16 protein-coding genes are annotated in these 16,574 nt (G+C 63.2%); 12 read left to right on the forward strand and 4 right to left on the reverse strand.

What is annotated here, in order from left to right:
* Positions 1-214: 214 nt before the first annotated feature.
* On the reverse strand, positions 215-745 hold the full coding sequence (locus VN706_20935; protein HXT18108.1) for a hypothetical protein: 531 nt from the start codon (positions 743-745) through the stop codon (positions 215-217).
* Between the two features lie 50 nt (positions 746-795).
* Entirely contained in the window at positions 796-2,025 is a 1,230-nt protein-coding gene (locus VN706_20940) for an alpha/beta fold hydrolase (protein ID HXT18109.1), read from the reverse strand.
* Here VN706_20940 and VN706_20945 point away from each other — a divergent pair.
* From VN706_20945 to VN706_20955, 3 genes are read left to right on the forward strand one after another with little or no spacing between them, the layout of a single operon-like run.
* Positions 2,000-2,326, forward strand: coding sequence for an ArsC/Spx/MgsR family protein (locus tag VN706_20945; protein HXT18110.1), 327 nt, complete (start codon positions 2,000-2,002; stop codon positions 2,324-2,326). The genes VN706_20940 and VN706_20945 overlap by 26 nt on opposite strands.
* On the forward strand, positions 2,323-4,269 hold the full coding sequence (locus VN706_20950; GenBank protein ID HXT18111.1) for an ABC-F family ATP-binding cassette domain-containing protein: 1,947 nt from the start codon (positions 2,323-2,325) through the stop codon (positions 4,267-4,269). The genes VN706_20945 and VN706_20950 overlap by 4 nt, the downstream gene beginning before the upstream one ends.
* 23 nt (positions 4,270-4,292) lie before the next feature.
* Positions 4,293-6,431, forward strand: a complete 2,139-nt coding sequence (locus VN706_20955; protein ID HXT18112.1) for a hypothetical protein — start codon at positions 4,293-4,295, stop codon at positions 6,429-6,431.
* Positions 6,432-6,443: 12 nt separating this feature from the next.
* Here the strand turns inward: VN706_20955 and murB are convergent, their stop codons facing one another.
* Positions 6,444-7,400: a UDP-N-acetylmuramate dehydrogenase gene (murB, locus tag VN706_20960; GenBank protein ID HXT18113.1), complete on the reverse strand. Its 957-nt coding sequence runs from the start codon at positions 7,398-7,400 to the stop codon at positions 6,444-6,446.
* On the opposite strand from murB, the gene VN706_20965 reads away from it, so the two are divergent.
* From VN706_20965 to VN706_20995, 7 genes are all read left to right on the forward strand, one after another.
* Positions 7,399-8,850 carry a pitrilysin family protein gene (locus tag VN706_20965; protein ID HXT18114.1) on the forward strand — a complete coding sequence of 484 codons (1,452 nt, stop codon included), beginning with the start codon at positions 7,399-7,401 and terminating at the stop codon, positions 8,848-8,850. The genes murB and VN706_20965 overlap by 2 nt on opposite strands.
* Positions 8,847-10,163, forward strand: coding sequence for a pitrilysin family protein (locus tag VN706_20970; protein ID HXT18115.1), 1,317 nt, complete (start codon positions 8,847-8,849; stop codon positions 10,161-10,163). Before VN706_20965 ends, VN706_20970 begins: the two co-directional genes overlap by 4 nt.
* A 198-nt stretch (positions 10,164-10,361) precedes the next feature.
* Entirely contained in the window at positions 10,362-10,874 is a 513-nt protein-coding gene (locus VN706_20975; GenBank protein ID HXT18116.1) for a plastocyanin/azurin family copper-binding protein, read from the forward strand.
* A 95-nt stretch (positions 10,875-10,969) separates the two neighbouring features.
* Positions 10,970-12,703 carry a hypothetical protein gene (locus VN706_20980; GenBank protein ID HXT18117.1) on the forward strand — a complete coding sequence of 578 codons (1,734 nt, stop codon included), beginning with the start codon at positions 10,970-10,972 and terminating at the stop codon, positions 12,701-12,703.
* 47 nt (positions 12,704-12,750) lie between these two features.
* The gene (locus tag VN706_20985; protein ID HXT18118.1) at positions 12,751-13,179 is read left to right on the forward strand and encodes a hypothetical protein; all 429 of its coding nucleotides are present in this window, start codon (positions 12,751-12,753) and stop codon (positions 13,177-13,179) included.
* A 3-nt stretch (positions 13,180-13,182) separates the two neighbouring features.
* Positions 13,183-13,677, forward strand: a complete 495-nt coding sequence (locus tag VN706_20990) for a GAF domain-containing protein (protein ID HXT18119.1) — start codon at positions 13,183-13,185, stop codon at positions 13,675-13,677.
* Positions 13,678-13,714: 37 nt separating this feature from the next.
* Positions 13,715-14,338, forward strand: a complete 624-nt coding sequence (locus tag VN706_20995) for an HD domain-containing protein (protein ID HXT18120.1) — start codon at positions 13,715-13,717, stop codon at positions 14,336-14,338.
* Here the strand turns inward: VN706_20995 and ispG are convergent.
* The gene (gene ispG / locus VN706_21000; protein HXT18121.1) at positions 14,330-15,571 is read right to left on the reverse strand and encodes a flavodoxin-dependent (E)-4-hydroxy-3-methylbut-2-enyl-diphosphate synthase; all 1,242 of its coding nucleotides are present in this window, start codon (positions 15,569-15,571) and stop codon (positions 14,330-14,332) included. The genes VN706_20995 and ispG overlap by 9 nt on opposite strands.
* A gap of 212 nt (positions 15,572-15,783) precedes the next feature.
* Between ispG and VN706_21005 the strand changes: the two genes are divergently transcribed.
* A complete protein-coding gene (locus tag VN706_21005; protein ID HXT18122.1) occupies positions 15,784-15,999 on the forward strand; it encodes a cold-shock protein in 216 nt (71 codons plus the stop codon).
* Between the two features lie 141 nt (positions 16,000-16,140).
* Positions 16,141-16,386: a hypothetical protein gene (locus VN706_21010; protein HXT18123.1), complete on the forward strand. Its 246-nt coding sequence runs from the start codon at positions 16,141-16,143 to the stop codon at positions 16,384-16,386.
* The last annotated feature ends 188 nt before the right edge of the window (positions 16,387-16,574 follow it).

Genomic DNA, 16,574 nt, shown 5'->3' on the forward strand with positions numbered 1-16,574 from the left:
GCACCAACTCGTGCGAAATCGCGGCATCAGGAAGTTCAATTTCTTTGACTGAACGCGGAGCGTGATTGCATCACAGTTCGGGCAACGCACGCCTTCGGGCAACAGATAAAAGAAGAAGATCGTCGCGAGAACTGCGCGAAGGATGAAGAATCCGCCGATGATCAGAATCCACAGGACGACGTCCCACACCGCGCCTTCTCCTTCGCGCCCCGGCTTACAGACGCTTTTCGACTTCCGCCCACGACTCGACGTACGCGACATCGTTCTCGATGCGTTCGATGACGACGTCTGCGCCGGCGTCGAGGATGGCGTCATCGATGGTGCGGGCCGGCAAGACCCGCCGCTGCTCACCGACCTCGAATGCTACCTCTCCGTCAACACCCGCGCCTATGGATTTCGTCACCCGGGCCAAGTGTCCCTGGAGGACGTACCGCTCGTCATCCACTTCGTGTTCTGGTGTGACGGCCCACCACTTCCGCACGAGATGCGCCGTGACGGCGGCGGCGATGACGGCGAGCCCCGCGGCCCATATGATCCCTGTCACGACGCTGCCGGGTTGGCGCCGCGTCATCAGGTAGCCGACGAGGCCAAAGACGGTCCCAAATGCCGCGATCACCGCGGGCGACAGCTTGAACGTGCGCTCGCCGCGTGGATCGTCTTCACGGGGTCGCTCGACGCCCGCGATCATGATTCGGACGCCGAGCAGCAGTCCCGCGATGAAGCAAACCAGGTAAACAACAGTCATTGAACGCTTGATTCGAGAAAAAACCCGGCCATGGCGACCGAGGGCGAAGTCTAGTTTGGAAGCGCGTCTGCAAGAAATTCACACACTCGCCATTCGGCGTAATAGAACGGTCGCCACGGCAGTTTGCCTGATACAAAGCCGACGTGCCCGCCGTGCGCCGGGAAATCGAGTGTCAGATATACGTTCGACGAGGCGATGGCGCGAACCTCGTCCAACACTTCGGGTGGCAGAAATGGGTCGTCGATCGCGGCCAACAACAGGGTCGGAATGCGAAGGCGACCAAGGAAACCGAGTGAGCTCGAGCGTGAGTAGTAGTCGTGCGCATCGGCAAAACCGTGGACAGGTGCGGTCACCGTGTCGTCGAAATCGTAGATTGATTGCGCGCGTTCGAGCTCGGATCGGTCAAATAACTCCGGATATCGCTCGAGCTTGGCGAGCGCCTTGGCGCGCAGGGTTCGCAAGAAGTGGCGGTCGTACACTTTCGAGAAGCCACGCGAAATGAAGCGGCAACTGCGCTCGAGATCGAAGGGTACCGAGATCGCTCCGGCTGCGACGACGTTTCTCGGCAGCGATGAGCCCGATTCTCCGAGGAACTTCAGTAAGACGTTGCCCCCGAGAGAAACTCCGGCAAGAACGATTGAGGCATCCGGGTTCTCGGCCCGGATTCGATCCAGGACGAAGGCCAAGTCGCCCGTTTCTCCGGAATGATAGAACCGAGGAGCTCGGTTCGGTTCGTCGCCGCAGCCGCGAAAGATTAGAAGGTCGGCGGCCCAACCACGGCGCTTGGCTTCGGCGAAGAAACCGGCGACATAATGTGAGCGAATCGTTCCTTCGAGTCCGTGCAGAAAGAGAAGTCGCGGCGCACCCGGTGGGGCTGCGAGACGATGCACGTCGATGAAGTCGCCGTCCGGCGTGTCCCAGCGTTCGACGCGCGTCGGCGGCGCCGAGCGCTGGCGAAAAAACTTTCCCCAGAGCGTTTGCGCGTGGCCGCCCCGTACCCACCATGCGGGTCGGTAGATATACTCGCTCTTTCGATTCACTGACACGAGAAGAACATACAGGGGCGTTCCAGGCGGAATTCCGAGCGCAGGTGCGAAGCGCCGGAGTGAGGAACGATGATCTTTGAGAGCGGAATTCCGAGCGCAGGTGCGAAGCGCCGGAGTGAGGAACGATGATCTTGAAGAGCGGAATTCCGAGCGCAGGTGCGAAGCGCCGGAGTGAGGAACGATGATAACAGAAGTCCAAATCTTCGGCGTGAAAAAAAGCTCGGAAACCCGCAAGGCCCTGCGATTCTTCGCGGAGCGGCGAATCAAAACGCACTTCGTCGACTTGAACGAACGCGCTGCCTCGCTCGGCGAACTGCGGCGTTTCGTGCAGAAGTTCGGGCTCGACCGGCTCATCGACAAGGACTCGAAACGGTACGAGGAGCTTGGGCTTCGCCACGCGCGGTACTCGGACGACACCTGGCTGGACAAGCTCATGGATGAGCCGCTGCTTCTTCGCATGCCGCTCGTGCGGAACGGCAATGCGCTGACGGTGGGCCTGGCCGAGCAAGAGTGGAAGAGCTGGACGACGAAGTGACACAGGTCTCCGCATCCAGCGTCGCCGTGGAGTTCGGCGCGATGACGCTGTTCAAGGACATCACGTTCTCCGTCGGCGCCGGCGACCGATGGGGCATCGTCGGACGAAACGGCACGGGGAAGACGACGCTGTTTCGCTTGCTCACCGGCGAAATGCCGCCGACCCGCGGCCAGATCTCGCGCCAACCTGGCCTGCGCGTGTCGCTGCTGGAGCAGCATCGCGACTTCGGGGACGCCGCGACGATGTGGGAAGCGGCCGCCGGCCAGTTCGCCGAGCTGCTTGCGCTCGAGAAGTCGCTCGTGGAACAGGCGGAGCGCTTGCAGCACGACGCGAGTAACACTGCGCTCGAAAACTACGGCAAAAATCTCGAGCGCTTCGAGCGTGAAGGCGGCTATACGATCGCGCCGCGCGTCGACGCGGTGTTGCACGGGCTGGGATTCGATCCCGCCGAGGCGCGAACGAAGTTGGTGGCGCACTTGAGCGGCGGCGAGCGCGGGCGCTTGGGACTCGCGCGACAACTTGTGAGTCCAGCGGACGTCCTCCTGCTCGACGAGCCGACAAATCATCTCGATCTCGAGACGACTCGATGGCTCGAGGAATATCTGGCCAGCGTCGCCACCACTGTGTTGCTCATCAGCCACGACCGCGCGTTTCTCTCCGCGGTGGTCGATCACGTACTCCACTTCGAGGGAGACAGCGCGACGGCGTACGCGGGGCGATACGAAGCGTTCGTCGAACAGCGGACGCTTCGCCGACTCACGCAGCAGCGCCAGTTCGAGCAGCAGCAGAGAAAAATCTCGAGCGAGCAAGACTACATCGCGCGTAACCTCGCGGGGCAGAACAGCAAGCAGGCGAAAGGACGCCGCAAGCGGCTCGCGCGTATGCCACGACTCAGCGCGCCAGTGGGCGACGACGGCGTGATGGCTGTTCGCTTCGAGGTATCGGAACGCGGCGGCGATCGCGTCGTGTCCGCGGAACACGCGACGATCGCGATTGGTGAGCGCGTGCTCGTGAACGATTTCACCGGAACGCTCATGCGCGGTGATACGCTGGGGCTCATCGGTCCAAATGGCTCAGGCAAGTCGACGCTGATTCGCTCACTGCTTGGCGAGCATCCGATTGCGGGCGGCGAGCTCCGCCTCGGCGGTGGCGTCACGGCGGGGTACTATCGGCAGGATCTTGCACAGGTGCCGCTCGACAAGACGTTGTTCGACGTCATCAACGATCTGCGACCGACGTGGGATCGACGCATGGTTCAAGGGCACCTGGGGCGGTTCGGTTTTTCGGGCGATGAGGTGCAGCGACGCGCCGACACGCTGTCGGGTGGTGAGCGCGCGCGCGTCGCGCTCGCGATGCTCATGTTGAGCGGTGCGAACTTTCTCATTCTCGACGAGCCGACGAATCACCTCGACGTGGAATCGATCGAGGTGCTCGAGGACGCGATCGAGCAATACGACGGCACCGTATTGCTCGTGAGTCACGACCGCGAGTTGTTGCGCACGTTGACGAGTCGTGTCTGGGTGCTGCACGAGCGACACATCACCGACTTCGACGCGAATTTCGCCGAGTGGGAAACGGCGTCCCTGGAACGCCAGCATGCGGCGTCGGTGAAGGCCGCGGAGGACGAGGCACTCCGCCGCGTTCAGGAAAAGAAAAAAACGACACGTCGCGCCGACGGTGAACGCGAGTCACGAAACGCACTGCGCGCCGCACAGAAACGCGTGGCCGATCTCGAAGCCGCGATCCTAACGCTGGAAGCAACCATTGGCGATCTCACGAAGGAGTTGGAGGATCCTGAGCTCTACACGCGACCCAGCGGCGTCGATCGTGCGCGGTACCTTGGGGGCGAGCTCGAGCGGCGCAAGAAGGAATTGGAACGCGCGCTCGAGGATTGGGGTAGCGCCAGCGACGCCCTCGACACTTTCGGCGCCGGCAACGCGTAGGTGAACGCACTCCTGCCGCTCGCATGCTGCCCATTCTCTTCGCCGCGCAGATTGCCGTCGCCACGACCAGCGTCGATTCGACGTACGCATCGCCCGCGCTCCGTGACTTCGTAGCGGCTGCTGCGGCCGCGAATCGCGTCCCGCCGCCCGAGCTGCGCTCGTACAACAGCCGCATCGAAACGGAAGCCGCGCTCATTCTGCGCGACACGCTCGGGCGCGAGCACACCGGCGAAGTCGAGCAGCTCGCCACCACCGCGAAGTGGAATCGCGCCGGCCACTACGATCTACATGTCGTCGGCTACCGCTCTGAAAGCGTCGGCGTTCCGTATTCGACGTTGAGCATCGTGCGCGCGTGGACCGTGCCGTCGCTGTACGGCAATCGCCTCTCGCTTGGCGCGTACTTCACCGAATCGAATCGCCGCACGGATACACTCCTCGCCGTTCACCCATTCGCCGCGGATCGCGACAAGTTCTACCGATTCAGCGGTGGAGACACCATCGCCGTGCTGCACGCCGGTGCGCGCGACATTCCGCTCGTTCGATTGCGCGTGCGTCCGCAGTTTCACGGCGCGACGCGTCTCGGGGCGTTCGACGGCGAGATCGATGTAGACGCCGTGAGACATCAGATCGTTCGCATGCGAGGCCAATTCGTCGTCCTGGGGGGAGCACCGAGCGCTCGGGAGAAGTTGGCGACGCGCGTGTTCGGCCTGGTCGCTGTCGCGTACGTAGAATTCGTGAATGCCGAGGTGTCCGGCAAGTACTGGCTCCCCGCATTTCAGCGCACCGAATTTCAGGCCAGCATTCCGCTCTTCACGCAAACGCGGCCGATCTTCAGGCTCGTGTCGACCATCCACGACATCGCGGTCAACGACACGGTCGGCGCGCCCACGGATTCGGTTGGCCCGCTACGCGTGACCATTTCGTGGGCGCGCGGCGACAGCATCAGCCGATTCGACGATTGGCAGCGGCCGATCGGAGAACAGGCGGGATCGGTCCACTCCGACGACTTCGCGGACATGGCCCCGGACCAGTGGAAGGCGGACGGTCCGCCGCGTTTGAATCTCTTTCCGAATAACACCAGCCGAATCCTGCGGTTCAATCGTGTCGAAGGCGCGTTCGTTGGTCTCGCTCCGACCGTCGACTTCAGATCTTTCATGCCGGGCGTGTCCGCTGGGATTTACGGTGGCTGGGCGTTCAGTGAAAAAACTGCTCGCGGCGGCGGCTTCGTCTCGTATCATCGTGGCCAGTCGATAGTGGGCATTCGCGCCGAGCGTGAGCTGGCGTCGACGAACGATTTCGCGATCCCGCTCACCGACGATCCGGGCTTCGGTGCGTTGATCGGATCCGTCGACGACTACGACTACGTCGATCGGCGCATGGCTAGCCTTTCAGCGACACGAGTATTTCGATCCGTCGACGTCGGGTTGCTGACGACGCAGATCGGTGTCGGCGGAGATCGGCCAGAGCGCGCGCGGTTGGAGCATGGACTCTTTTCGGCGACATCGTTTCGCCCGAATCGCGGAGCGCGCGGCGGTGACTACGTCATCGGCACCGCGGATCTCGAGATTCACCCCAATGTCACTGGCGACTATGTGCAGCCAGGTGTTGGCGCACACGCCCACTACGAAATTGCCAACGGTGGCTTGAGCTGGCAGCGGATCGAATTGCGCTTATCGGCTCGCCGCTATTGGGGGCCAGTGTCGTTCGCCGCGCACGCCGACGGCGGCCTTCTGCTCGGTGACAATCCGCCGCCGCAGCAGCTGTTCGAGCTCGGCGGCGCCGACTTGCTTCCGGGCTACTCGTACAAACAGTTCGCGGGCGACCGTGCCGCACTCCTACGATCGTTCGCCAGCTATCGGTTTGGAATCTGGCAAAAGCCCGTACGCTTCATTCGAAATTACTATCTGCCGGGTCTGAGTCCCGGTGTCGCGGCGAGCGTCCAGGGTGGTTGGACCGAGATTTCGTCGACGGGCGCGGCGCTGGCCGTCCGCGACTTGGGCGTCGTGAACGGTCTGCCGATCTCGACGGCGACTGGTGGCGCACGGGCAACCGCCGGAGGCGGCTTCACGTTCTTTTCGGACTTGCTCCACGTGGGCGTGGCGCGGGCGATCGATCGGCCGGCTCCGTGGAGGTTCGTCGCGGGATTCGGCGCGAGCTTCTAGTCTCGCGCGATTTTAGAATTCTCCAATGAACCCGATCTCGGGCTCGAGATGAACGTTGCAGTTCTTCTCGACCGCCTTCTGCGCCAGATCGATCAGCTCGCGCACGTCCTTCGCCGTGGCGCCGCCCAGATTCACCATGATGTTGGCGTGAATGTGCGAGATCTGTGCGCCGCCGTGGCGATACCCTTTGAGCCCACACTGATCCACCAGCCGTCCGGCGCCTACCCCTTCGATCTTCTTGAAGATCGATCCGGCGCTCGGATGCCACTCGAGCCACGGATGCTTGCCGCCGCGCCAGCTCAAGTTCTCCTGCAGAATGCGATGAAGCACCGCTTGATCCGCGCGCGCCAACTTGAACGTCGCCGACAGCACGATGTCGCGGCGATGGTGAAATACCGTGTCGTCGTAGCCGAACTTCACGTAGTCGGCGCCGACCGTCTTGCGCTCGTTCTCCGCGGAAAGGATCTCGCAGGATTCGAACGCTTCGGCGATGAACATCGTGCGCTCACGCTCGGGCGCCGGCGACAGAAAGTGCAGGTTCTGCCAGATCGCGCCGCCAACCGTGCTCGGAATTCCGACGTAATGCTCCAATCCCGACCAACCGCGGCTCACTGATTCCTGAATCAGATCCTTGATGATCGCTCCGCTTTCGGTCCACAGCCGGCAGACGTCACCCTCTTCCCGGAACTCGTGTGCCTTCGCGGTGTTCCGGATGATGAGTCCGCGAAAGCCGCGGTCGCCCATGAGGACATTGGCACCCAGTCCCAGAACGAAGTAGGGTACTTCGTTGCGCCGAGCCGCGAGCACGGCATTCGCTAGGGCATCGGCAGACGTCGCCTCAAAAAAGAGATCGGCAGGTCCGCCGATCTTGAACGTCGTGTAGGGCGCCAGAGGCTCGGCGCGTCGCGTGTGCCGCGCATCGAGCTCAGCCGCTACTCTTTCGATTGCTTGGGAATTGGATCCGGACATGATCAACGTGAAAGAAACAAGGAACAGTTCGGCGACGCTACGGCGCCGCGGGCGCTCGTTGCGCACGTTTCGAGCGAGCGCGCTGACCGCGACTCTGCTCGCCGGCGTCGCGGCATCGCCGCTGGCCGCGCAACGAGCCGAGCTCGAGCGACACATTCAGCGCACGACGCTGCCAAACGGACTCGACGTCATCGTCGTCCCGAATCACGGGGTCCCGCTCGTCACGATCGAAGCCGACGTAAAGAACGGCTCGTTCACACAGGGCCCCGAGTACGAGGGGCTGTCGCATTTGTACGAGCACATGTTCTTCAAGGCGAACACGCTCTATCCAAACCCGGACGAATTCGTCGCGCGGGCATCGGAGCTCGGAGCCGTGTTCAATGGAACGACGAGCGAGGAGCGCGTCAATTATTACCTGACCGTACCCGCCGACAGCATCGACGGCGGCATGCGGTTCCTGGCCGCCGCGCTCATTCATCCGTTATTCCGCGCCGACGAGCTGGCGCGCGAACGCGAAGTCGTGATCGGCGAATACGACCGCAACGAGTCGAGCCCAACGTTTCCGTTCACGACCGCGATGAACAAGGCGCTATGGACGACCGCCTGGAGCCGCAAGAATCCGCTCGGCGAGCGCGCCGTGATTCAGGCGACGACACCGGAAAAGATGCGGGTGATTCAACAACGGTATTACATCCCTAACAACACCGCCCTGATCATCACCGGGGATGTGACGACCGAGAAGGCGTTCGCACTTGCGCGGCAGCTCTTCGGTGATTGGCAGCGGGGTCCCGATCCGTTCACCGCGGCACCCATTCCGCCGATCCCGCCGCTCGTGAAAGACACGGCCGTCATCGTCGAGCAACCGATCGGCTCGGTGATCGTGATGCTTCAATGGCAGGGACCGGGCGCGCACAAGGATCCCGCGGCGACCTATGCCGCCGATGTGTTCTCCGACGTGCTCAATCAACCCGGCTCGCGCTTTCAACAACGACTGGTCGACAGCGGATTGTTCGAGTCCATCGGCGTGAACTATTACACGTTGAACAACGTCGGTCCGATCACGATCGAAGGGGAGACGTCACCGCAAAAGCTGACGCAGGCCCTCGCCGCTCTGTACGAAGAGTTGCGGAAGCTCAATGACCCCGCGTACTACGGGGCCGCCGAGCTCGAGGCGACGAAGCAAAAACGCATCGTGGATACGGAGTTGAACATGGAGCGCTCTTCCGGCTTCGCGCAGCAGCTCGGCTTCTGGTGGGCGGTGACGGGCCTCGACTACTTCTACGGCTACGTCGATACGATGGCGAAGCAGACCGCGGGCGACCTGCAGTCGTACGCCGCCAAGTACATCATCGGAAAGCCGCACGTGACGGGCGTGCTCCTGTCGGCCGATGCGCGCAACGCGCTGCATCTCACACCGCGCATGCTGCTCGATCTCGGAGTGCGGCCATGACGATTCGTGCACTGCTCGTCGCTGTCATCGCGTTTACGCCGGCCGCCGCAAAGGCGCAACCAACTCAGCTCGCCACCGACACGGCGACGGTGACCTTCGACGTCAACGGTCTCAAGGTCATTCTTCGCCGCAACACCGCGAACGACGTCGTCGTCGCCAACATGTACTTGCTCGGCGGAACGCAGCAGCTGACGCCGGCGACACAGGGTATCGAAACGCTGTTGCTCAACGCATCCGAACGTGGAACGAAGCGCTTCCCCGGCGCCGCCGCGCGGCAAATTCCCGCCCGTCTCGGCAGCTACTTCACGATTTCCGGCTCGGAAGACTGGACGCTGTTCGGATTGAGGTCCGTGCGTTCGACCTTTGATTCGACGTTCGCGGTATTCGCCGATCGTATCGCCGCGCCGACGCTCGATTCATCGGAAGTCGAGCTGGTTCGCGCACGCATGACGACCGCCGAGCGGTTGGGAGCGAACGACCCCGACGACGTCGTGCAGCATCTGGCCGACAGTTTGACCTTCGTCGGACACCCGTATGGCTTCGATCCGAATGGGACGGAATCATCGCTCTATTCCATCACGCTTGGGCAGCTTCGAGGCTATCAGGCGACGCAAATGGTGACGTCGCGCATGCTCCTAGTCGTCGTCGGAAATGTCGAGCGTGCACGCGTCGAACAGCTCGTGCAACGCACCCTCGGCCAGCTGCCGCGCGGGAACTACACGTGGGCGCCGCCGCACCTCCCACCGCATTTGGGCAAGGCGGCCGTGGTGCGCAACGCTCCACTGCCCACGAACTATCTCCTGGGGTTCTACGTTGGACCCACAGCAAGAGACCCGGATTACGCCGCCTTGCGCGTCGCGACCGCCGTACTGTCCGGTCGCTTCTTCACTGAGATCCGCTCCCGGCGCAACCTCTCATACGAAGTCGACGCGCCGTTTCTGGAGCGCGCCATCTCGGCGGGTGGCGTGTACGTGACGACCGTCAGCCCGGACACGACGCTTCAGTTGATGCGCGCGGAAATCAATCGGCTGAAAACCGAACTGATCGATCCGCAGGGGCTCGATCGCCTCGTTCAGCAATTCATCACAGAATATTTTCTGAAGAACGAGACCAATGGCGATCAAGCCACATTCCTGGCGCGCGCCCAGATCTATCAAGGCGACTATCGCATGGCGCAACGGTTCGTCGCGGACCTCCGGCGCGTGACGCCTGAGGACGTGCAGCGTGTCGCGCGCGCCTATATGCACGACTTTCGATTCGTCTACTTGGGAAATGCAAGCGCGCTCAACCAGGAACTCTTGTCGCAGTTCTGACATCCAGACCCGTCACACGTGACGTCACACGTGACGTCACGGGCGAATTGCGGGAAGTTTGTCGGGCCGGGGCGCGTCGTTTGCACCCGGCCCCTGCGCGTTGCATTCGGCCGACTTTGTGAATAGTTTCACATTCTTCGCGCGATAGCGGCGAAAATCTCAACGATCCTGGCTAGGCACTACTGGAGGCTCCAAGAAATGCGGTTCTACGCAATGGCGCTCGTAGCGAGCGCGGCCGTCCTCGGCGCATGCGGCGGCGGCGACAAGAGTAAGGATACGACGGCAGCTGCCACGCCCGCCCCGGCGGCGTCGGCGACTCCGGCTCCCGGCGCTGCGGCTCCGGCCGGCACTGTAGCGAAGGTTCCTGCGACCGGCGCAACGGTCGATGTGAAAATGATCGGTGACGACAAGGGTTACCGGTTCGAGCCGAACGACATCAAGATCAAGTCCGGCGATGCCGTTCGTTTCACGATGGTGAGCGGCGGCCCGCACAACGTGTCGTTCGATCCCGCGACCATCACCGATGCGGCCTCGAAGGCTCAGCTCGACGCGAATATGGACTCGAAGATGTCCGAGCTCGCGAGCCCCATGCTCATGAATCCGAACGAGCAGTACACCATCTCGTTCGGCGGCGTGAAGCCTGGCGTTTACCCCTTCCACTGCACGCCGCACCTCGCGATGGGCATGAAAGGAACGATCACGGTTCAGTAGGCTCGAACGATCGATCGGAAAATGGGCGGAGCTATCCGGCTTCGCCCATTTTCTTTTGTTGACGCCGTGGCCCAACGCGTGCCAGAGTCAATTGCATGTCTTTCCTGACGGGTGAATTTCCCCGCTCGATTCCGCGCGCCGTCTGGCTTGGCGCGCGTGCTCGCAATGCGATGAACCGCCCGCTGTTCATCGGAGCGGTTGGATTCGGCGCCGCGGTTGCCGCGCTCGTGGCGCTCGTGCTCGCGCCCCAGGAAGTGCGGCACATTCGCCACGTCCCAGCGCCGCTCGATGTCGCGCGGCCTGACACGACACCACTCGTCGCGGCGCTCAGTCAGGCCTCACAGCGGTTGAACGCAGCGGAATCGTCGCTCGCCTTCGCGCGCGCGCACGTCGCCAAGGCGCCCGCGCCCGTGGTCGACACATTGAGTCCGAGATTGCTCCGGACACGTGACTCGCTCGCCGCAGCGGTCAACGACCTCGATGCCTTGCTCACTCGCGTCGAGTCGGCGCCGGTTACCGCATCCTATCGGGCGCTGGCCGAGTCACCGCAACTGACGACAACGCCACGGGTGAAGCTGCTGATCGACTCGCTGAGCGACGTCGACAAAGATCGTGAAACCTACGGCACCGCAGGCGCGACCGATCCCGTGTACCTGGCCCTGAACGCCCGTGCGACCGAGATCGGCCGCGCCATTCAGCTGGTCGCCCAGCAGCGGCGTGACGCGCTGCGTGACCAAATCACGAAGGTCAACGCACCAGCACAGCAGCAAGCCATCACAGAGACACCATCGGCTGACACAGCTGGATGGGTGGCCGAGCGCGACTCAGCTCGCTCGATCGCGAGCGAAGCGTCGAAAGCTCTCGTGGACGCACGCGGACGCCTGAAAGAATACAATGACGCGGTCGAGCACGAACGCGAACAGGCCCAGTTGAACGCTCCGATGGTCGCGCTGCTCGCCGCGGCGCTCGTGTTCGGAATCGCCTTGGGCTTCGGCGTGTCCTTCTTCCAGGAGATGCGACATCCGCGGGTCAGCAGCGACGAGCACGAAGTCGAGCGCCTGACGGGGAGCCGTGTGCTGGCGACCGTGGCGCCGAGGCCGAGGGATCCGAACCGGCATCGGCGTCAGGCTGACCGGACCGCGCCGCGCTATTTCGATCCGAGCGCCGACGGCTATCAGTTGACCTACTTGCACGTCGCGCGCGCCGGGGCGAGCCGCTTGATGCTTTCCGTTGCATCTTCGGACACCGGCATCGCCGCCGTCGTGGCGATGAACGTGGCGGCGATCGCGGCCGACGAAGCGCGCAGCACCATCCTGATCGACACCGACGCGCGCACCTCGCCGGCGGCGGCTGCACTTCGGACGCACGCCGAACCCGGTCTCGCCGACCTGTTGCAGCGCAATCTGAACTGGGCTGAGGTCACGACTCAGGCTGCGGCCGGCCGGGATCGCGTCATCGACGTACTGCCAAGCGGAATCGCCCCGGGGCCGCTCGATCCTGCACGCGTCACCGAATTGTTTCGCGGCGAAGCCGCTCGTCTCGCTCGGCATTACGAGGCGATCGTCGTGGTGAGCTCGATCGAACAGGCCAGCGCGGGCCTTCCCGCAGCGTTTCCGATTCCCGATGTCATCGTGTGCGCGCGCGTCGGCTACACTCGCATCGACGAGCTCAACGCGGCGGTCGACCGCATTCGCTCGGCCGGAAGCAATCCCCTCGGTATCGTGCTGTGGAACGCCGCGTCGCCCGCACTCCCGAAAGCCGACCGATTGGCGCGCAGTCCTCGGCCCATTCGTACGGCGGAGATGTCGGCGATGACCGCTGCCGAGTAGGCCACGAGCACTTCCTCGCATCGGATGGCGAGACTAGCATCCGACGCGTGTGGTCCGACTCTCTCCTTGCCGCCGAGCGCCAGCACCTGCTGCGCTTGCTGCTGTGGTCCGCGCTGTCGATCGTTGCAGCGACCAGCATTTTCGTAATTCTCGCCGCACGGCGCGCACGTTCGCCGCTGCTCGTGCATTTCGCGCTGCAGACTGCCGCGTGGGGCGCGGTGTTCGGCGCGATCGCCATCGTTCAGCTGGGGCACTTGCAGCTGCGTGATATTTCAGGAGCCGTACGCCTCGACCGTGTGTTGTGGATGAACATCGGGCTCGAGGTCGGGTACGTTCTCATGGGCGCCGCAATCGCGCTTCTCGGTCGCGCGTTGACGCGCAGCATGGCCGCCGTCGGCGCTGGAACCGCAATCGTGGTGCAAGGCTTGGCGCTGCTCGTGATCGATTTGCAGTTTGCGGCGCTGGTGTCGAGGTAGCTGATGGCCGAAGTGACGCTGGACCTAAGACGGATGCCCAAGGAGCGCGCATATGCGCAGCTTCATGCGCATATCATCAACGTCCTGGCCGGCATCGACGACGATATCGCGGGCATGGCGACGATGAGTTCCCTCATCCAGCATGCGTTTCGCCATTTGTGGACCGGTTTTTACCGTGTCGTGGCCCCCGATCTCCTTCGCGTCGGACCCTACCAGGGCACGGTGGGCTGCCTGGACATCACTTTCGGCCGCGGAGTGTGCGGTACAGCGGCTGCCGAGCGTCGCACGTTACTAGTACCAGACGTGTCGAGGTTCCCCGGTCACATAGCGTGCGACGACCGATCGCGTTCGGAGATCGTCGTACCCGTCTACGGCCGCGATCGACAGCTCATCGCGGTGCTCGACATCGACTCGGACCGACTCGCCGCCTTCGATCAGGAAGATGCGAACGGGCTCGAGCGGATCATGCGATGGTTTGCCGGCGAAGCACGCGGTTGACGCACAGCGGCCGCGACTGGAAGGTGGAGACCCTGCCATGACGATCACCGGATACTCGGACCGCATCAACCACGCGTTGGCGTTCGCCGCGAAACATCACGACCAGCAAGTGCGGAAAGGCACGCGGTTGCCGTACATCACGCATCCGGCCAACGTGGCCATCATCCTGACGCGGTATGGCCGCGACGATCAGACCGTGGTGGGCGGCATTCTGCACGACGTCATCGAAGACTGCGTGCGGCAGGCGTACACGCGTGAGATGCTGGAACAGCGCATCGGCGACAAGTTCGGCAACGAGGTTCTCGATATCGTCCTTGCGGTGACATTTCGCCGCGTGGACGACGACGGCATCGAGCTCTCGCACGATGAACGGCGCGACGATTATCTCGAGCGCCTTGCGCAGGCGAGCGAGTCCGCGCGCTGGGTATGCGCGGCGGACAAGCTCCACAACTCGAGCACCGTGCTCGCGGATCTTCGCCGTACGATAGATCCGAACAGTGTCTGGAGCCGGTTCACCGGCGGACGCGAAGGAACCATCCGCTGGTACCGCCGCGTCTTCGATCGCCTCACCGCGCTCGGCTTCAAAGCCGAGCTCATGGAAGAGTTGGAGCGGGCGGTCGTGGGTCTCGAGGAGTACGAGCCCGAGCCCGCGTCACACTGACGCCGCCTCCGCCTTCGCACTCGTGGAATAGTGGCTCGCCACGTAGTCTTCGAGAATCTTTAGAAAATCGTGAACGATAGTGTCGCCCTTGAGCGTCGTCATCAACTTGCCGTCGACGTACACCGGCGCTTTCGGTTCCTCGAAGGTGCCAGGCAGCGAGATGCCGATGTTCGCGTGCTTGGACTCGCCCGGGCCGTTCACGACGCAGCCCATGACGGCGACCTTCATTTCCTCGACACCGGGCCGCTCCTCCCGCCACGCCGGCATCTGCTCGCGAATGTACGTCTGAATATCCTCGGCCATATGCTGAAAGAATGTCGAGGTGGTGCGACCGCAGCCCGGGCACGCAGTCACCTGAGGTGAGAAGCTCCGAAGCCCGAGTGACTGGAGAATCTGCTGCGCGACGAGCACTTCCTCCGTGCGATCGCCGTTCGGCTTCGGGGTGAGCGACACGCGAATCGTGTCGCCGATGCCTTCCGCGAGGAGAATCGACAACCCGGCCGTACTTGCGACGATGCCTTTGGTGCCCATACCCGCTTCGGTGAGTCCCAAGTGCAGCGGATAGTCACACCGCGCGGCGAGGCGCCGATACACCGTGACGAGATCGGGAACACCGGAGACCTTCGCCGAAATGATGATTTGGTCATGCCGCAACCCAACTTCTTCCGCGAGCTCGGCCGAGCGTAGCGCGCTCGCCAGCATCGCCTCGATGTAGACGTCCTTCGCGGACAGCGGCTCGGCCGCTGTGGCGTTGTCGTTCATCATCTGCGTGAGCAGATCCTGATCGAGCGACCCCCAGTTCACGCCAATGCGCACCGGCTTGTCGTTGTCGACGGCGATCTGAACGATTGTGCGAAAGTTCTCATCGCGGCGCTTGCCGCCGACGTTGCCGGGGTTGATGCGATACTTGGCCAACGTGCGCGCCGCGTCTGGATACTTCGCGAGCAGCAGGTGGCCGTTGTAGTGAAAATCGCCGACGATCGGAACGATGACGCCGGCGTCGACCACACGTTGCGCGATCTCCGCGACCGCGGCAGCGGCCTCGTCATTGTTCACCGTGACGCGGACGATCTGCGATCCGGCGCGCGCGAGTGCGATGACCTGCTCCGCTGTCGCGCGCGCGTTCGCGGTGTCGGTGTTCGTCATCGATTGCACGACGACCGGCATTGCGGATCCCACGGGGACGCCGCCTACCCAGGTTGTAACGGTGTGTCGCCGATCGCCGAATGTCACCAGGCTGCTCCCGAGCTATTCGAGGTTCACTCAAAGATATCAAGCGGTTCGGCAGCCGCAGGGGCTGCGGTCGAGAACGCCTTGACGCTTTTTTCAAGCGCGACTACCTTCGCGGTCGCCTGAGACCGTACGCCCGGGGGTGCCGGACGCGGGATCAGCAACATCGCCCGCGCAACATGGTGTTGTAGCGGAAGCACTTTCAGGAGTGGGACATGCGTACGACCGGAAAGGTGAAGTGGTTCAACGACGCCAAGGGCTTTGGGTTCATCACGCCCGACGGCGGTGACAAGGACTGCTTCGTCCACTACAGCAGCATTCAGGGCAATGGCTTCAAGACGCTTGCCGAGGGAGAGCCTGTGGAGTTCGACCTCGTGCAGGGTCAGAAGGGCCCGGCGGCGGAGAACGTGAGCAAGGCTGTCGCGCGGTAGGCTGCCGAGCGCGGAGTTCGATGTGGAGCGGGGGGCCTCGATGAGGCCCCCCGCTTTCGTTTGCGCTCACGCGGATCAGGCCCTGCTCGGTGGCCGGCCTCGGCGCGCGGGGACGATGGATTCGACGGCATCGGCGAGGCGATGGTCGACGTCGGTTCGAAAGCGCGTTCGGTCGATGTGGAGCGTGAGGACTTGGGAGAGGTCGACGTGGTTGGCGTCTGTGCGGAGGAGGGCGTGGGCGACCGTGATCGCTCGGTCGGTCGAGATGGCGAGGTCGCGGGTGAGTTGTCGAATCAGTGCGATGTGGTGGACGCCGCTCGCCGAGATGCGGCGAGCGACTCCCTGCTTGTCGGCGTCAACGCCCGGAACGTCGAAGTGAGAGAGTAGGTTGTCGACCCATTTTCGGTCGGCGTCCGCCGCATGTGCAGCGATGTCAACGTGATAGTATCTCGCCATAATTATCCTATATCGCGAGGATAATTAACGGAAGGGGCGAGCACAATAAATATCCTGAGTCAATAGGATATTTATTGCACGCGCGAACTGGCGCAACCTCCGCGCTTCAACACCGCCCC

The organism is Gemmatimonadaceae bacterium (assembly GCA_035606695.1).
Classification (GTDB): domain Bacteria; phylum Gemmatimonadota; class Gemmatimonadetes; order Gemmatimonadales; family Gemmatimonadaceae; genus JAQBQB01.

Coding starts and splice junctions, on each gene's coding strand:
- VN706_20995 (HXT18120.1), top strand. CDS start 13,715: ATGACGATCACCGGATACTCGGACCGCATCAACCACGCGTTGGCGTTC.
- VN706_20935 (HXT18108.1), bottom strand. CDS start 745: ATGACTGTTGTTTACCTGGTTTGCTTCATCGCGGGACTGCTGCTCGGC.
- VN706_20975 (HXT18116.1), top strand. CDS start 10,362: ATGCGGTTCTACGCAATGGCGCTCGTAGCGAGCGCGGCCGTCCTCGGC.
- murB (HXT18113.1), bottom strand. CDS start 7,400: ATGTCCGGATCCAATTCCCAAGCAATCGAAAGAGTAGCGGCTGAGCTC.
- VN706_20990 (HXT18119.1), top strand. CDS start 13,183: ATGGCCGAAGTGACGCTGGACCTAAGACGGATGCCCAAGGAGCGCGCA.
- VN706_21010 (HXT18123.1), top strand. CDS start 16,141: ATGGTCGACGTCGGTTCGAAAGCGCGTTCGGTCGATGTGGAGCGTGAG.
- VN706_20970 (HXT18115.1), top strand. CDS start 8,847: ATGACGATTCGTGCACTGCTCGTCGCTGTCATCGCGTTTACGCCGGCC.
- VN706_20980 (HXT18117.1), top strand. CDS start 10,970: ATGTCTTTCCTGACGGGTGAATTTCCCCGCTCGATTCCGCGCGCCGTC.
- VN706_21005 (HXT18122.1), top strand. CDS start 15,784: ATGCGTACGACCGGAAAGGTGAAGTGGTTCAACGACGCCAAGGGCTTT.
- VN706_20955 (HXT18112.1), top strand. CDS start 4,293: ATGCTGCCCATTCTCTTCGCCGCGCAGATTGCCGTCGCCACGACCAGC.
- VN706_20965 (HXT18114.1), top strand. CDS start 7,399: ATGATCAACGTGAAAGAAACAAGGAACAGTTCGGCGACGCTACGGCGC.